Below are 16,370 nucleotides of genomic sequence, written 5' to 3'. Positions count from 1 at the left end.
GGTACGGGCGGGCCCGGTGACGGCGGCACCGGCAGCGGGCGGGCCGGCGGTGAGCGGGCCGGCCGCCGCGCGGCGGCGCGAGGAGCTGTGGCGCAACCTCGCAGACGTCCGTGCGCGGATCGCCGCGGCGGCCACCGCGGCGGGGCGCCAGGCCGACGAGCTCACCCTCATCGCAGTGAGCAAGAACTGGCCGGCGTCGGACGTCGTCCTGCTCGCAGGGTCCGGCGTCACGCATTTCGCGGAGAACCGCGAACAGGAGGCCCGGGCGAAGGTGGCGGCTGTGACAAAGTACCTCGTCGCCCACGAGTCCTGTCGCGAACTTGACAGCGAGGTTTCGTCCGCGTGGCGGCCATCGGCACCGCAGACCGCCCCCGAGGGGGACGACGGCCAGCCGCCTCGGCCGGATCCGGCGGCCGCGCCGGCAGCCGGCCCCGGAGCGTCCTTCGGATCATGGCCCTGTTGGCATTTTGTCGGCCAACTCCAGCGCAACAAGGCCCGCCCGGTGGCCCGGTGGGCCGGCTGGGTGCAGTCGGTCGACCGGGCGCCACTGGTGAACGCGCTGGCCGCCGGGGCTCTCGCGCACGACCGGGAGATCGTCGTGTGCCTCCAGGTGTCGCTGGACCCGCCCGGGTGCGACACCGGTCGCGGTGGTGCCCGCCCAGCCGACGTCCTCGCTCTCGGCGACCTCGTGGCCGCCAGTCGCGGCCTTGTCCTCGCCGGGGTGATGGGGGTCGCGCCGCGTGGTCTGCCGGCCCGGCCGGCCTTCGCGCGGCTGCGTGAGGTTTCGTGGATGCTTCGTCGAGAGCACCCGGAGGCGTCGGTGATCAGTGCCGGCATGTCGGCGGACTTCCCCGACGCGGTGGCCGAAGGCGCGACACACCTTCGCATCGGGACGGCTTTGTTCGGTCCACGGCGCGCTGTCCCTTAGAGTCGCGCTCATGGGTGTGGCGCGCAGGGCGATGGTCTACCTCGGTCTGGCCGAGGAGGATGAAAACTACCTCGAGGAAGACGAGTACGACGACGCCGGTCGTGACGATCGTCGCGATGTCGGTGAGCCTGTGCCCGCCGAGCGGTCGGTCCGTCGGATAGATGCGCGTGAGGAGCCGCCTGCGATGCCGAGACGTCCCCCGGTGGAACAGCTCCGGCCAACCGGTCCGGTGCCGATGCGCCGACCGTCGGCGATCGAGGAGCCATCAGCGTACCGGATCACCACTCTGCAACCGCGAAGCTACAATGAGGCGCGGCAGATAGGCGAGGAGTTCCGCGACGGGACTCCGGTTATCATGAATCTGACCGAGATGGACGATGTTGACGCCAAGCGGCTGGTCGACTTCGCCGCCGGCTTGGTGTTCGGCCTGCGCGGATCGATCGAGAAGGTCACCAACAAGGTGTTCCTGCTCTCGCCGCACAACATCGAGGTCACCGAGACCGACAAGCGGCGCATCCGTGAGGGTGGCTTCTACAACCAGTCATGATCATATTTCAGCTGTTACCGGACATAGGTCCCCGCAGGTACAGGAGAGCTCGCCATCAGCACACTGGGTGACGTGATCTCCGCGCTCCTGCTGGTCTACCTACTGTTGCTGTTCGCTCGCGTAGTGATAGATCTAGTGGTCTCCCTGAGCCGTACTTTTCGTCCCACTGGAGTCCTCGTACTAGTCTTTGAGTCCGTGTACACCGTCACCGATCCCCCGCTGAGATTCGTGCGGCGGTTCGTCCCACCCCTTCGGGTCGGTAACGTGGCATTTGACCTCGGATTTTTATTGATCTTAGTTGTGATCTGGGTCTTGCGGAGACTCGCGGATGGGCTGTGACGAAGTCGCGCACGTGGCGAATGCGCGCGGCAGACTGCCGCTGGACCGCCCTCTCCGGGGAACGGCGATGCCGCATCATGAGGAGGCGACGTGGCTCTGACACCGCAGGACGTACAGAACAAGGTCTTCAGTCCAACCCGGTTCCGCACCGGCTACAACGAGGACGAGGTTGACGCTTTCCTCGACGACGTCGAGAGCGAGCTCACCCGCCTGTTGGACGAGAACACCGACCTACGCCGGCAACTTGACGAAGCCCGCCGCACGGGCGGCGGTGGTTCCGGTGTACCCGCTCAGGTGCTGGAGGAAAACCAGCAGCTGCGCAGGCAGCTGGAGGAAACCCGGCGCCAGGTCGCACAGGCGCAGGCACAGACAGCCCAGGCGGTGCAGGCCGCGCAGGCGGCGGCCCGCGAACGTCCCGCCGCGCAGCCGGCGGCGGCGACCACGGTCATCCCGGCCGTGTCCCCGGCGGGCGCGGCCCCGGCCCGCACCGGCAACAGCCAGCTGGACGCCGAGATCGAACAGCGCGTGGCCCGTACCCTCGTGCTCGCCCAGCGCACTGCGGACGAGGCGCTGCGAGAGGCCCGTAACGAGTCGGAGCGGGCCCGCCGCGAAGCCCGTGCCGATGCCGACCGCATCATCGGTGAGGCCCGCGCGCACGTCGCCGAACAGCTCGGTGGCCTGGAGGACGACAAGCGTCGCCTGGAAGGCCAGGTCGAACAGCTGCGGGCCTTCGAGCGCGAGTACCGGACCAGGCTGCGCGCCTACCTGGAGATGCAGTTGCGCGACCTGGACGGCATGCCAACACAGCCGGCCGTCGGGTCCGGTGGGCCGTCTCGTCCGCCGCTGAACCCCGGCACCGGTTCCCCGCCTCCGCCGCCTCCGCCGGTCGGGATCAGCGCCAACTCGCCGGCAGGGGCATCCGCCCAGTCCTCGCCCTTCCCGACCGCTTCGCCCCTGGGCGCGGGCGCGATGGCACGCGGGAACGACAACGGCGGGGTACGCGCACCCGACGTGGAGGCAGCCGCCCGTCGGGACCCTTCCGGGTTGCAGGACTTCTAGGAGCCCGCAGGCCCACGGTGGTGCCGCGGTGTGGCAGCGCGCGCCCGGTTGCAGGGTGTGTCCAGGGGGCCGCAGGCTCTTGGAGTTCCCCGGCCCTGGCGGTTTTCAGGGCCCGGAGTTCCCCAGATTCTGGAGTTCCCGAGATCCTGGGGTTCGACGTTGCCGGGGTTCTGCCAGCCTGACTCAGGTCATCGGGTGCGCAGGCCCGCCTGGTAGATCCTCACCTGTGCGGGGGCTGGTACCCCGACGACACCACCTGCCGCGTCGTCGCCGACGGGACGCCCGGCCACGGTGTCATGGACCGTCCCCTGGCGGACCAGCGACTGGCGGACCGCTACCTTGTGGACCGCTACCTTGTGGACCACTCCCCGGTGGGCCTGTCCCGCGGAGCCGGTGTTTCCGTGCCGCCACCGCCGGGTTGTCACCGCTGGGTTGTCACCAGAGGGCCGGCCACCGAGGGGAAAATCGGCTTCTGGACACCGGTTGCCCGTTCCGCCCGCGCGGACGCCAGTTTTTCAGGCCGGGGGACGTCGCATTTTCCGTCGTCCCGTCGGTAGCAGCCTGGCCAGGAGCCGTGACGGGCCGCCGGGAACCGACAGGAGATCGTCAGAAAATATTAGAAAATATCGGAAAAGGCGCTGGATGCATCCATCATCCCGGTGTACCGGTCATGTGAACCTCCGGATCCACAATGTCCGTTCCACGAAATTCGTTCCGGTGATGTCAGTCATGACCACCGTCCGGCCATGACCGTTCTCAGCGGTGCTCTTGTCCTGCTGTCGGCCGCGCTGCTGGGCGCGGGGGTCCTGGGCAGTACCGGTTTCGTCTATGCCTCGATCGTGATCGGCCTGCTGGCGGCGGCACTGCTGCCGCTGGGAGCGCGCAGACCGTCCCGACGCCCGCCGGCAGGCCGGGACACCCACTGAGTCTCCCGGCCTGAAACACTCCCGGCGAAGCCTGCCCGCGGCTCCTGCCCGCGACCTGTCAGCCGGCTGTGCCCGCCGTGCCCCTCGCCGGTCGCAGCCAGAACGTCAGCCCGAGATCCGGCGCGTGCTGGCCGGCCTCGTCCGTGCCCTGCTCCGTGTTCTGGCCCGCGTGCTGGCCGGTGGGGCCGGCGCCCTCGGCGAACGTCACGGCAAGGACCTCGGCGGCCACGGTGGACGCGTGCTCCCGCAGGGCCTGGGCGGTCTGCGGCGTGTCCGCCGTCCAGCGGACGTCGACCCGGTCGGTGATGTCCAGACCGGCGGCCTTGCGGGCCTCCTGCAGGACCCGCACCACGTCCCGGGCGACACCGGCCCGCCGCAGCTCGGGGGTGATCTCCAGGTCGAGGGCCACGGACAGCCCCGACTCCGAGGTCACGGCCCATCCCTGCCGCGGGGTCTCGGAGATGATGAGATCGTCACCGGCGAGCTCGATCCGTTCGCCGCCCACCTCGACAGTGAGCCGGCCGTCCACCGGCCGGCCCGCCGCGGAGACGGCCGCCGCGATCACCGGGGTCCGCTTGCCGAACCGACGGCCCAGCGTCCGGAAGTTCGGTTTCACTGTGACGTCGACCACGTCGGCCGCCGCGGCCTCGACGGTGGCGACGTTGAGCTCCTCGGCGATCTGGGCGCGCAGGTCTGCGGAGAGCCCGGCGAACTCGGGGGCGGCCACCACGGCGCGGGCCAGCGGCTGGCGGGTCCGCACACCGCTGCCCGCCCGGGCCGCCCGGCCGAGCTCCACCACCCGCCGCACCAGGTCCATCCGGGTGGCGAGCCCCGCGTCCACGAGATCGGGCCGCGGAGTCGGCCAGTCGGCGAGGTGGACCGAGTCCGGGGCGTCCGCCCGCACACCGGCGGCCAGCTTCGACCACAGCGTGTCGGTGAGGAACGGGATGAAGGGGGCCAGCAGCCGGGTCAGGCCGTCCAGGCAGGTGTAGAGGGTCTCCAGAGCGTCCGGGTCGGCCTCCCAGAACCGCCGCCGGGAGCGGCGCACGTACCAGTTGGACAGCTCGTCGATGAAGCGGGTCAGGCGGCGCCCGGCCCGCAGCGCGTCGAACCCGTCCAGCGCCTCGGTGACCTCGATGATCGTGGCGTGCAGTTCGGAGAGCGCCCACCGGTCGAGCACCGGGCGGGCCGGTGGCTCGGCGGTGGGCGTACGCCCCGGCGCCCAGCCCGCGGCGTTCGCGTACAGGACGAAGAACGACGCGGTGTTCCAGTAGGTCAGCAGCACCTTGCGGACGATGTCCTCAAGCGCCTCGTGGCCGACCCGGCGGTCCGACCACGGCGAGCCGGCCGCGAGCATCAGCCAGCGCACTGCGTCCGCGCCGTGCCGTTCGAACAGCTCGAACGGGTCGAGGACGTTGCCCAGATGCTTGCTCATCTTGCGGCCCTCGGAGTCGAGGAGAAGGCCGAGACAGAGCACGGTCTCGTACGACGAGCGGTCGAACACCAGCGTCCCGATGGCCATCAGGGTGTAGAACCAGCCGCGGGTCTGGTCGATGGCCTCGCAGATGTACTGCGCCGGGTACTGGGCCGCGAACTCCTCGCGGTTGCGGTGCGGCGCGCCCCACTGGGCGAACGGCATCGCCCCGCTGTCGTACCAGACGTCGATCACGTCCGGGACCCGGCGCGCCACCGCCGAGCAGTCCGGGCAGGCGATCGTGACCTCGTCGACGAACGGCCGGTGCGGGTCGAGCCCGGACAGGTCACGCCCGGCCAGGGAGGACAGCTCCAGCAGCGACCCGACACAGGTCAGATGCGCCGGGTCGGCGGTGCAGCGCCAGATCGGCAGCGGCGTGCCCCAGTAGCGGTTACGCGACAGCGCCCAGTCGACATTGCCTCGTAGCCACTCCCCGTAACGGCCGTGCTTGATCCGCGGGGGGTGCCAGTCGGTGCGCTCGTTCTCCGCCAGCAGCCGGTCGGCGATCGCGGTCGTCCGGATGTACCAGGACGGCAGCGGGTAGTAGATCAGCGGGGTGTGGCAGCGCCAGCAGTGTGGGTAGCTGTGAGCGTAGCCCTCGGCCCGCCACAGCACCCCGCGGGCACGCAGGTCGTCGACGAGAGGTGCGTCCGCGTCCTTGAAGAACAGCCCGCCGACCAGCGGGACACCGGCGACGAACCGGCCGTCACGGCCCACCGGGTTGACCACGGGCAGCCCGTGGGCGCGGGCGACGGCGAGGTCCTCGGCGCCGAAGGCCGGGGCCTGGTGGACCAGCCCGGTGCCGTCGGTCGTGGTGACATAGTCGGCGAGGACCACCGAGTGCGCGGCCGCCGCCGTCACCGCGGCCTGGCCGGCAGCCCGGCCGGCGGTATGGCCAGTGGCCGTGGCCGGGGCGGCGAAGTCCGCCGCCGGCAGCAGCTCGAACGGGCGGTCATAGGTCACCCCCGCCAGCTGCGCGCCGCGGACCGTCTGGACGATCTCGGCGTCCGGGCCCACCGCGGCGGCGAGCAGCGGCTCGGCCACCAGCACCAGCTCGCCTTCGCGCCCGCCAGCGGAGGTCCGGGCGACCACGTAGGTGACGTCCGGATGCACGGCGACCGCGGTGTTCGACACCAGCGTCCACGGGGTGGTCGTCCAGACCAGCAGGCTTACCCCCGCCTCGGCGAGCGGCCCGGAGGTCACCGGGAAGCGGACGTACACCGACGGGTCGACCACGTCCTCGTACCCCTGGGAGACCTCGTGGTCGGACAGAGGTGTCTCGTCACGTGGGCAGTACGGGGTGACCCGGTGATCCTCGACGAGCAGCCCCCTGTCGAAGATCTGCCTGAGCGACCACCAGACGCTCTCGATGTAGGGGGTGTCCATGGTGCGGTAGGCGTTGTCCAGATCGCACCAGTAGGCCATCCGCTCGGTCATCCGGGAGAAGTCGGCGACGTGGCGCAGCACCGACTCGCGGCAGCGGGCGTTGAACTCGGCGATGCCGAAGTCCTCGATGTCGCTCTTGCTGGTGAAGCCCAGCTCCTTTTCCACGGCGAGTTCGACGGGCAGGCCGTGACAGTCCCAACCGGCGCGGCGCGGGACGTGGAAGCCGCGCATCGTGCGGAAGCGGGGGAAGAGGTCCTTGAACACGCGCGCCTCGACGTGATGGGTGCCCGGCCTGCCGTTGGCGGTCGGGGGACCCTCGTAGAAGACCCACTGCGGGCCGTTGGCGGTCGCGTCCAGGGAGCGCTCGAAGACCTTCAGGTCCTTCCAGCGCTGGAGCATGTCGCGTTCGAGGGCGGGCAGGTCGACCTGGGTCGACAGCGGCGGGAACACCGGCGCGGGCTGGGCGTGCCCGGCTGGCCGGGCGGCTGGGGCATGCCCGGTGAGCTGGGTGGACGGGGTGTGCTCGGTGGGTTGGTTCGGCTCGGTGGGTCGGGTCGGCATGGGCAGATCTCCGTCGGGTTCGGGCTCCAACGGAGGGACGACACCCCGCGGTACCCGGCGTTCGCCGGGGCGCGGTGGCACCGCGGTACCACCCTCCTTGCCTCCCGGGACGCCGGTGTGGCGGCCCGGACAGACCACTCGTCGCGCGCGGTGCCGGATCTACTGGGGGCGCGGGCCCTGTTCTCCCGGCGGCTCAGGGGTGATCTTCGCAGCGCGCTGGCCGCCGGGCTCGCACCGTCCCCGGCTCGCTGGACGCCGTCCTGAGGCCGGTCGTCCCTGGCTGCGCCCGCCGCTACTCGTCCCGTCAACGCCGTCCGCTGTACCAAGCGTAGTGGATGGGACGGAGCATTCGGTGGGCCCCCGGCATCCGGAGCCGGGATCCCGGGCCGACCACCTCGGCCGGCTCGGGTGGCCGCCTGGCCCGGCCGCCGGCCCGTAGGTGAAAACCGCTGTGGCAGCAACGATTTCCACCTACAGCCGTGGAAGCCGTAGGTAGAAATCGCTGTGGGGATGACGGTTTCTACCTACGGCCGGCTACGGCCGGGGTCTCCGTCCACGGCAGGTGCGCGCGGGGCGGCGCGAGGGCGACGGTCATGGTGCGTTCCGGGTCTGAAGGCGCTGCCCGTAGAGTGGGGCAGGTGTGGGAGAGGGCGTCCACGGGCGGGACCGGTGGGATGTGACGGCCGAGGTGGAAAACGGGAGGATCATCCCGGACCTGGATGATCCCGCTGGTCCGGATTTCGACGTGTCGTCGGCCCATGAGGAGAGCCACATCAGCGGGAGCCGTACCGGCGGCGAGCCGTATCGGGTGTGCCGGTCGCCACGCGCGGTGGCCACGGTGGCCGGTGCCGGTCTTGTGATCCTCGCCATCGACGTGGTCACGAAGATCGCCGCTGTGGCGAGCCTGTCGGACCGGGCACCGATCGAGCTGCTTCCCGGCGTACTCGACCTACGGCTGACGCGTAACCCGGGGGCCGCGTTCAGTATCGCTGGTGGCGCGACCGTACTGTTCAGCATCGTCGCCCTGGTGGTTGTCGTGATCATCGTCCGCACTGCCCGGACGCTGACGTCGCTGTCGTGGGCGGTCGTGCTCGGCCTGCTGCTCGGTGGGGCCCTGGGCAACCTCAGCGATCGGATCTTCCGCGCGCCGGCGCCGCTGCGCGGGCACGTCGTGGACTGGATCCACCTGCACAACTGGCCGGTGTTCAACATCGCCGACTCGGCGATCGTGATCGGTGGGGCGGTCGCGGTCATCCTGGCGGCCTTCGGTACCGCTCTGGACAGCCAGCCCGCCCCGCGGGACGGCCAGCCGAACCCGGACGGGCCGGCGGGCCCCGACGGCCGGCCCGCGACAGACATCGACGACCGCGATGGACAGTAACGCAACCGGCAATACGGCCGGTAACGAAGCCGGTGACGCGGCCGGCGGCGAAACCGGCCAGGTGGCCGTGGCAGGGGGCGGTGTGGGGGACAGGCGTGCGCTCCCGGTTCCCGACGGGCTGGACGGGCTGCGCCTGGACGCGGTGATCGCGCGGATGTTCGGGCTGTCCCGGACGGCCGCGGCCCAGCTCGTCGACGACGGCCAGGCCAGCGTGGACGGAACCGTACGCGGCCGCTCCGACCGGGTCGGTGCCGGGGAGTGGCTCGACGTGCGGCTGCCACCCCCGCCGAATCCGGTCCGGGTGGCGGCCGAGCCGGTACCCGGCCTGCTGGTGATCCATGACGATGACGACATCGTGGTGGTCAGCAAGCCGATCGGGGTGGCTGCCCATCCCGCGCCCGGCTTCACCGGCCCGACCGTGATCGGTGGGCTTGCCGCCGCGGGCTACCGCGTCGCGACCAGCGGCGCCGCGGAACGCCAGGGCGTTGTCCACCGTCTCGACGTCGGCACGACAGGCATCATGGTCGTCGCGAAAAGTGAGCGCGCCTACACCGCGTTGAAACGGGCTTTCCGGGACCGCGAGGTCGAAAAGATCTACCGTGCTCTGGTGCAGGGGCATCCTGATCCGTCCAGCGGCACGGTGGACGCGCCGATCGACCGTCACCCGCGTAAGCCCGGCCTGTTTGCCGTGGTGGCGGGTGGAAAACCCAGCGTCACCCACTATGACACCGAAGAGGCCTTCCGAGCCGCGTCGCTGCTGTCGGTGCGTCTGGAGACCGGGCGGACCCATCAGATCCGGGTGCACATGTCGGCGTTGCGGCATCCCTGCGTCGGCGATCTCGCCTACGGCGCTGATCCGGTTCTCGCCGGCCGGCTCGGGCTGGCCCGGCAGTGGCTGCATGCCGCTCAGCTGTCCTTCGCTCATCCCGCGGATGGGCGGAAGGTGACGTTCACCAGTCCCGACCCACCTGATCTCGCGGAGGCGGTAGCCGTTCTTCGGCGGCAGTCGTGACTGTCACCGGTCGTCCGACGATCGTGTTCCGGGCGGTGCGACGCCGGTGCGCCAGAGCCCGGTTCACCAGGGTTCGGTTCACCAGGGTTCGGTTCACCAGGGTCCGGACAGCGGCCAGGGGCGGGGTCGAAGCGACGGGCCGGACGGCTGCCGAAGGCCAGGACAGGGCCAGCGCCCCGATCACGATCATGGCTGGGGGTGGGGCCACCGGCCATGCGGGGAAGCCACGGGCGGGACGGGCCGTGGTGGGCGCGGCACGGCGTGCGCTCGTTGGCCTCGACCGTCTGGACGAACGTGTGTTGCCGGTCGCGGGCCGAATCCTGGACGGGTTCACCGCCCGGGCCTCGCGTCTGCGAACTGTCGCCCTGGGCGTCCATGGGCTGCCGGGCAGCCTGGTGGTGCCGGGCAGCCGGGTGGTGACGGGCAGCCTGGCCACGCCGGGTGTACGCACGGATGATCCGGCCAGCGGCGATGGTGGTGACGATGACACGTCCACCAGGTCGCGCAGCGACAGAGTTACATCGTACGGTGATGGACGTGACCCGGTCGGCAACGCTACTGCAAGCCGAGCTGTCGTGGCCGCTGGGCGAAGCGCGGCGTGGCGTGGGACCGCCGAGCCGCGGGACACAGCCGCCGCTGCCGGCCCGGCCGGCATGGCTGCCGCTGGTGGCTCAGCCGGCATGGCTACCGCTGTCGGCTCGGCCGGCACAGCCGACACGATCGCCGCTGGTGGCCTGGCCCGGCGGGGCCTTCGTGGCCGGTCCGTCATCGAACGGAGCGTGCGGATGACAGTGCTGGGCGTAGTTTCGGTGATCGGAGTGAGCGCGATCGCGGCCTTGGCGCGCGGCCCGGCCGGCGGACGTGATCTTGGGCAGCTCGGCCTGCCGCGGATGGCGGTACCCGTGCTGAGACAGCAGGTGGATCCGGTCGCCGGGCCGGCCCGCGCACTGTCGGGCGCCCCTGTCACTGACACCGCCCCCGGTGTCGTCCCTGGCGCCGACGCTGCCACCGCCTCGCCCATGGTCGCGGGCCCGGTCCCCGTCCCCGCTCCGATCGCGGTCCCCACGCGGGTCGAGGAGATGCCGGCGGCCGCCATTCTGGTGGGCCTGGGACAGCGGGAGGCGGTGGCGGGCTGCCTGACGGCGGCGCGGACACGGCTGGCCGCCGCGGCCCGGCGGGACGAGCTGCCCGGCGGCCACCCCGACACCTACCCCGACACCTACGGGGTCGTCAGTTTTCCGGGGTACCGGACGCCGGAGCAGGCCCTCGACCTGCTCCGGGACCTGCGGACCGTGCGCGTGTTCTTCCGGGTTCCCCCTGACGGCACGGCACTGTCCGCGGACGTCCGTGACCCGCTCGCCGACATCCGGACCGCCTTCGCACGCGCCGCGGCCGCCCAGGCCGACACCGCCGACACCGCCGACGTGGCCGACGTGGCCGCTGTCGATGTGGGTACCGCCGATGCGGGTGGCATCGGCGACGCCGACGCCCGGGAGCGCGCCGCGGACGAGGCGGTGGCGCTCCGTGACTCCTGCGCCTGCCTGTACGGGGCGGTCGTGGCCGCCCCGGCGTGGCGGCTGGCAGCCCTCGCCGACACCGAGCCGGTCCGGCTGGTGGACGTCGCGGCGGCGGATGTCCCCGCTGGGCCAGCCGTGTTCGTGCCGCTGCGCCCCGAACAGCGGTGACCTGAGCAGTGGTGATCTGGACAGTGGCGACCTGGACAGTGGCTGGCAGCAGTGGTTGACCCGAACAGCGGTGAACGGTGGCCGGGCGGGCGACGTGAGCAGCGGTGAAGGTGGCTGAGCAGCGGTGACGCGGTGACGACGGCGGTAACGGTGACGACGGCGGCGCGGACGTGGTGGGCACGGGCCGTTCTCGCGCTCCTCGTCGCCGTACTGATCGCGGATACGCCGGAGCATGACGCCGCCGGTGGGGCCGGGGTAGCCGACGGGGCCGCCCGGGTGGCCCATGCCACCCAGGTCGCCGACACCGCCGCGGCTGGCGCCGGCACCGCCGCGGCGAGATCCGGCGCCGCCCGCCCGGATACCGGCACCGCCGGCCTCGCAGCCCGGGCTGACCGTGCTCTCGACATCAGCTCCGCTGACCGTGCTCTCGACGCCGGCTCCGACGCCGTCGCGCAGACACCGGTCACGCTGGAGCGCGGGAGCGCCCCGTACTCGTTGATCGTCCAGGCGCGGCATGACGGCGAGGGGGTGGCGGAGGTCACCACCCGGGCCCCCGGGGTCGACTGGGCGGTCCCGGGCGCGGAGTCCGCGGTGCTCGCGATCACAGTGGACGGCACGCCCGCGACCGACCTCGTCGTGCCCGCCGCGCATCCGATCACCAGGCGGGTTCAGCTCGGGCGGCTGCGGGCCGGCGCCCACACCCTCACGATCACGCTGGACGGGCAGGCGTCCAGCGCCGGCGCGCGGACGGTGGTGATCGATGAGCTGTCGGTGTCGGCGGTGGCACCTATGACGCCCGGAGCGCCGGATCCGCTCGCGTACGCTCCGATCCTCTACGGACGGTCACTGCCGGAGTCCGGTGGGTTCTTCCAGAACAATCACACCGACACCCCGCTGCTCGCCTGGCACACCCAGGCGCCGGTGGCCGGCCGGCCGGGCCACACGGTGCTGGAGTACAGTGTCATGTTCAGCAACGAGGACGGCGGCACCGGTGACGATCCCGGGTACCTGCAGGCACGCTGGGGACGCCAGACCGACATCGAGTGGGTGTACCGGGTCGAGTTCGACGCGGCCGGGTCCGTGGTGCCGGGGTCGGCGGTCTATCAGGGCCCCAACCATGTGACGCTGCCGTTCACCGGCCGCTATGAGAACGGCCATCCCGTGCTGCGGACGTGCACGGGCAACAACATGGTGTGTGCCGTGATCGCCGGAGCCGGAGCCGGAGCCGGAGGTGGCGCCGGCGGTATGCGGTTCTTCCTCGCCGCCGATCACGAGCTTGCCGCGGGCGAGGCGCGGGAACAGATGATGGACGCCGCGGGGTGGACCTACCAGCTGTCCGCGGCCGAGGCGCGCCGCGAGGAGAAGATCGAGCCGGTGGCGTCCGCGTACACACCCGCACTGTCCGACCTGCGGAACTACCTGTACATCGTGATCCGCAAGACCACCTCCGTTCCGGTCGTTCCGGTCGCCTCGGTCGCGCCGGCCCTGGCCTGGGTCGGCACCACGGTCGGGGTCCGGCTCGCGGGTGATCCGGACGTCCTCTACCGATCGGACCACATGATCTCTGGTTGGTCCGTGCAGCAGGACGGCGCGGTCGCCACCGCGGTGGAGCTGCCCCCGGGCACGAAGCTCGCCGACATCGCCACGCTCGAGGTGTTGCGGGCCCCGGCTGGTGTGGTCGACCCGGGCTCGACGGTGACGGTCACCGGCGTCGAACGGGCGATCATGCTGGATGCCGACGGGCTGCCCGCGCCCGGGTCGCTGACCTGGTCGGGCAGGGTCACGCTCACAGCGTCCGAGCCGGACGCTGTTCTGGTGCGCCCATGAGGACACGGATCGCGGCGACGGATGTCGCGACGCTGAGCGGTGACACGGCGTCCGGGCCGGGCGCTGTTCTGGCGCGCCGCTGACGCCGGGCTGCCGGCATGCCCGTTGCCCAGGCTTGTCGGGCCCGTGTCCGGGCCCGGGCTTCGTACCTGGGGCCGCTGGCGTGCTCGTTGCCCGTACCGCTGGCGTGCCCTGTTGTGGCCGGGTCGCTGTTGTGCGGTGGCCCGGCCGTGGCAGGTGCGCCGTGCTGCCAGCCGTATCCGGGCCGGGTGCCGTGCCGGTGCCTCGCCTGGCGCCAGGCTGCTGCCGTGCGCTCCGCCACCACGCTCCGTCGACCGGAGTGAGTGCCGACCGGAGTGAGTGCCGACCGGAGCGGGCCGTCGACGGCCGCCGGGGCCGGACCGGCGGCCGTGGCGCGTGTCGATGCCGGCACGCGTGGCCCGGCCGGGGCGAGGCGGGTACGCGAGGGTAACAGCCACAATATTTCGGGCAGCAATATACGCGATATGGCCGCTGTCCGGCCGGCGACATTTCGGCCTGCCGTCGTGTACGCTCCGTACGAATACGATTCCACGCGACGGGCCAATCATGTCCGTATCGCGACAGCTGATACTTGCGCTTGTGATCAATGTCACTTGCACGAGGAAATTCGGCTCGATTCAAGGATCTCTCAAGAATTTTTCCCAGTGCGATCGCCCAAGCTCGGTACAGCGGCCACCCGGGAAGATCGGAGGCCGCGAGGTCACGTTTCTTCCGCGACGTCGGGAGGCCCGGGCCACCGGGTTACCAGAAGGAGGGATCGCTGGTGGTTTCAGTCCTGCACAACAGTCCGGACGGCGAAGAAAGCACTGTCGAACCCGCGGCGTACTGGGCCCTTCCCAACCAGCTCATCCCCGACCAGGGAAACCGGCGGCCGATCTCCCAGGACTCCGACGGGATTTCGTTGGAGGCAGCCCGGGAAAGCGAGCCGCTGACCCTCGAGCAGCACACCGCGCTTCTTGCCCGGCGACGGCTGCTCGCCGAACAGGGAGACGATCCGGAAGCCACCCGGCGGCACCACGCCCGCGGCAAGCTCACCGCCCGCGAACGCATCGAGCAGCTGCTGGACGCGGATTCCTTCACCGAACTCGACCTGTTCGCCCAGCACCGGGCCACCGGTTTCGGAATGGAGCGTTCCCACCCCTCCGGCGACGGGGTGGTCACCGGATTCGGCACGGTGGACGGTCGCAGCGTGGTTGTCTTCGCGCATGACGCCCGGGTCCGCGGCGGCGCGCTCGGCGAGACGTTCGCAGCAAAGATCCACCAGGTGCTGGACCTGGCCGAGTCGATCGGCGCGCCGGTCATCGGCCTCAACGACGGCGGTGGCGCGCGGATCCAGGAGGGTGTCGCGGCGCTCGCCGGTTTCGGTGGGCTTTTCGCGCGTAACGTCCGTCTTTCCGGGGTCGTCCCCCAGATCAGTGTCGTTCTTGGGTCCTGCGCCGGTGGCGCGGTGTACTCCCCGGCACTGACGGACTTCATCTTCATGACCCGCGACACCGCGAACATGTTCATCACCGGGCCGGATGTCGTGCGCTCGGTGACCGGTGAGGACGTCTCCCAGGCCGAACTCGGCGGAGCGCAGGTCCATGCCGAACGCACCGGTGTCGCGAGTTTCCTCGCCGACGACGAGGAGACCTGCCTGGACGAGGTCCGCTACCTGCTCTCCTTCCTGCCGTCGAACAACAACGAGGCACCGCCGGTGGTCGCGTCGTCCGACGACCCCGACCGCCGGTGCCCGGAGCTGCTGCGGATCGTGCCGCCGAACGAGCGGACGCCGTACGACATCCGGGCCGTCATCGAGGAGATCGTGGACGACGGCGAGTACCTGGAGGTGCAGGCGCACTGGGCCCGCAACATCGTGTGCGTCCTGGCCCGGTTCGACGGGCGGGTCGTCGGGATAGTGGGGAACCAGCCGATGGTGCTGGCCGGCGTGCTCGACATCGACGCCTCGGAGAAAGCGGCGCGATTCGTCCGTATGTGTGACGCGTACAATATCCCGCTGGTCACGCTGGTCGACGTACCTGGTTTCCTGCCCGGGGTCGACCAGGAGCACAATGCCATCATCCGTCGGGGCGCCAAGCTTTTGTACGCCTATTGCGAGGCGACCGTGCCGCGGATTCAGGTTATTCTTCGCAAGGCGTTCGGCGGCGCCTACATCGTCATGGACTCCAAATCGATCGGCTCCGACCTGTCGTTCGCGTGGCCGGTCAACCAGACCGCGGTCATGGGCGCGGAAGGGGCCGCGAACATCATATTTCGCAAGGAGCTGGCGGCGGCGGACGACCCCGACCAGCTGCGCGCGGAACTCACGAAGAAGTACAGCGACGCGCTGCTGCATCCCTATGCCGCCGCCGAGCGGGGTCATGTCGACGACGTCATCGACCCGGCCGACACCCGCCGGATGATCGTCCGTGGGCTGGCCTTTCTGCGGACCAAGCGGCACGTACAGCAGATTCGCAAACACCCCAACGAGCCGCTGTAGACGTCCGCACCGCCGATGGGACGCCGGACGGCCGGTGGCGTTGCCCCGTCCGCCGGCGGAGCCGTCCCGGGGCATCGGCCGGGAGAGCCGGCCGCGGACGCTGTTCCGGAACGGCGGGACAGGCGACGAAACCGACGGCGAAGCGGCAGCAGGACCGGCGGGACCAGGGACTGGGAGCAGGGAGGAGTGACGGTGCCACAGAGTCCGCGGAGCCTGCGCGCGGAACCGTCCGGGGTCCGGATCCCGCCGGCGGGGGCGGTCACCGTCCCGCCACGGCCGCCGCTGCCCGACACGGCGGACGAGCCGGCAGCCGCGACGATCGCCGTGACCCGGGGTCGCCCCACCAGCGAGGAACTCGCCGCCGTCCTGATCGCGCTGCGGGCGGTGACGGCCGCCGCCGCGGCGGCCCCGGCCAGACCCGCGAGCCGGGAGCGGCCATGGTCCAACGAGCAGCCTGTCGTAGCGCGCACGGTGCCCGGTGCCTGGGGGCCCGGCCCGCGCGTGGTAACCGGGCCGCCCGTGCCCGGCCGCCGCGGCGCGGCCGCCGGCCACCTCAGCGGCGCACCCGCCAACCGATCGGAAGGGAGAACCCCGAGATGACCCGGATCCCCGGTACAGCCACGGTCCACCGCCCCGACACGAAAGTTTCCCGTGCGGAAGTTGCCCGTGCGGAAGCCCTCGGCGCGCAGGTTTCACAGGCACCGGCCTTCGGGGCGGGGCAGAC

Annotated in this window: 14 protein-coding genes; 12 read left to right on the top strand and 2 right to left on the bottom strand. The window is 71.2% G+C overall.

What is annotated here, in order from left to right; all coding sequences use genetic code 11:
* The 4 genes from CM1CMNOD_RS14165 to CM1CMNOD_RS14150 all read left to right on the top strand — a co-directional run.
* The coding region (locus CM1CMNOD_RS14165; RefSeq protein ID WP_431607659.1) for a YggS family pyridoxal phosphate enzyme at nt 1–928 on the top strand (928 nt) is incomplete at its 5' end.
* A 10-nt stretch (nt 929–938) separates the two neighbouring features.
* Nucleotides 939–1,475: a cell division protein SepF gene (locus CM1CMNOD_RS14160; protein WP_013874283.1), complete on the top strand. Its 537-nt coding sequence runs from the start codon at nt 939–941 to the stop codon at nt 1,473–1,475.
* A gap of 72 nt (nt 1,476–1,547) precedes the next feature.
* Nucleotides 1,548–1,814, top strand: a complete 267-nt coding sequence (locus tag CM1CMNOD_RS14155; RefSeq protein ID WP_013874282.1) for a YggT family protein — start codon at nt 1,548–1,550, stop codon at nt 1,812–1,814.
* A gap of 90 nt (nt 1,815–1,904) precedes the next feature.
* Nucleotides 1,905–2,873 carry a DivIVA domain-containing protein gene (locus CM1CMNOD_RS14150; protein WP_013874281.1) on the top strand — a complete coding sequence of 323 codons (969 nt, stop codon included), beginning with the start codon at nt 1,905–1,907 and terminating at the stop codon, nt 2,871–2,873.
* 188 nt (nt 2,874–3,061) lie between these two features.
* Here CM1CMNOD_RS14150 and CM1CMNOD_RS21850 read toward each other — a convergent pair whose 3' ends face one another.
* Nucleotides 3,062–3,298 carry a hypothetical protein gene (locus CM1CMNOD_RS21850; protein ID WP_157491029.1) on the bottom strand — a complete coding sequence of 79 codons (237 nt, stop codon included), beginning with the start codon at nt 3,296–3,298 and terminating at the stop codon, nt 3,062–3,064.
* Nucleotides 3,299–3,619: 321 nt separating this feature from the next.
* Between CM1CMNOD_RS21850 and CM1CMNOD_RS14145 the strand changes: the two genes are divergently transcribed.
* Entirely contained in the window at nt 3,620–3,799 is a 180-nt protein-coding gene (locus CM1CMNOD_RS14145) for a hypothetical protein (protein WP_013874279.1), read from the top strand.
* Nucleotides 3,800–3,857: 58 nt separating this feature from the next.
* On the opposite strand, the gene ileS is transcribed toward CM1CMNOD_RS14145, so the two are convergent.
* Nucleotides 3,858–7,220 (bottom strand): isoleucine--tRNA ligase, encoded by a 3,363-nt coding sequence (ileS, locus tag CM1CMNOD_RS14140; protein WP_013874278.1) that lies wholly within the window; start codon nt 7,218–7,220, stop codon nt 3,858–3,860.
* Nucleotides 7,221–7,337: 117 nt separating this feature from the next.
* On the opposite strand from ileS, the gene CM1CMNOD_RS21845 reads away from it, so the two are divergent.
* The 7 genes from CM1CMNOD_RS21845 (at nt 7,338) to CM1CMNOD_RS14110 (ending at nt 16,246) form a co-directional block, all read left to right on the top strand.
* Complete coding sequence (locus CM1CMNOD_RS21845; protein ID WP_157180394.1) at nt 7,338–7,484, top strand: hypothetical protein; 147 nt, start codon at nt 7,338–7,340, stop codon at nt 7,482–7,484.
* Between the two features lie 376 nt (nt 7,485–7,860).
* Complete coding sequence (locus CM1CMNOD_RS14135) at nt 7,861–8,601, top strand: signal peptidase II (RefSeq protein ID WP_013874277.1); 741 nt, start codon at nt 7,861–7,863, stop codon at nt 8,599–8,601.
* Entirely contained in the window at nt 8,591–9,613 is a 1,023-nt protein-coding gene (locus CM1CMNOD_RS14130) for an RluA family pseudouridine synthase (RefSeq protein ID WP_013874276.1), read from the top strand. Before CM1CMNOD_RS14135 ends, CM1CMNOD_RS14130 begins: the two co-directional genes overlap by 11 nt.
* A gap of 680 nt (nt 9,614–10,293) precedes the next feature.
* Nucleotides 10,294–11,298, top strand: coding sequence for a hypothetical protein (locus tag CM1CMNOD_RS14125; protein ID WP_131774023.1), 1,005 nt, complete (start codon nt 10,294–10,296; stop codon nt 11,296–11,298).
* A gap of 132 nt (nt 11,299–11,430) precedes the next feature.
* Entirely contained in the window at nt 11,431–13,125 is a 1,695-nt protein-coding gene (locus CM1CMNOD_RS14120; RefSeq protein ID WP_131774022.1) for a hypothetical protein, read from the top strand.
* A gap of 937 nt (nt 13,126–14,062) precedes the next feature.
* Nucleotides 14,063–15,646 carry an acyl-CoA carboxylase subunit beta gene (locus tag CM1CMNOD_RS14115; protein WP_431307091.1) on the top strand — a complete coding sequence of 528 codons (1,584 nt, stop codon included), beginning with the start codon at nt 14,063–14,065 and terminating at the stop codon, nt 15,644–15,646.
* A gap of 192 nt (nt 15,647–15,838) precedes the next feature.
* Nucleotides 15,839–16,246, top strand: coding sequence for an acyl-CoA carboxylase epsilon subunit (locus tag CM1CMNOD_RS14110; RefSeq protein ID WP_013874272.1), 408 nt, complete (start codon nt 15,839–15,841; stop codon nt 16,244–16,246).
* Nucleotides 16,247–16,370 lie beyond the last annotated feature (124 nt).

This window comes from Protofrankia symbiont of Coriaria myrtifolia (genome assembly GCF_900634755.1).
Lineage (GTDB): Bacteria > Actinomycetota > Actinomycetes > Frankiales > Frankiaceae > Protofrankia > Protofrankia coriariae.
The sequence above is the reverse complement of the archived record's forward strand: the minus strand, read 5'-3'. Positions and strand labels throughout refer to the sequence as shown.

Excerpts from the sequence above, each read along its gene's own strand:
- CM1CMNOD_RS14160 (WP_013874283.1), top strand. The coding sequence starts at position 939 with ATGGGTGTGGCGCGCAGGGCGATGGTCTACCTCGGTCTGGCCGAGGAG.
- CM1CMNOD_RS14145 (WP_013874279.1), top strand. The coding sequence starts at position 3,620 with ATGACCGTTCTCAGCGGTGCTCTTGTCCTGCTGTCGGCCGCGCTGCTG.
- ileS (WP_013874278.1), bottom strand. The coding sequence starts at position 7,220 with ATGCCGACCCGACCCACCGAGCCGAACCAACCCACCGAGCACACCCCG.
- CM1CMNOD_RS14130 (WP_013874276.1), top strand. The coding sequence starts at position 8,591 with ATGGACAGTAACGCAACCGGCAATACGGCCGGTAACGAAGCCGGTGAC.
- CM1CMNOD_RS14125 (WP_131774023.1), top strand. The coding sequence starts at position 10,294 with ATGGCTACCGCTGTCGGCTCGGCCGGCACAGCCGACACGATCGCCGCT.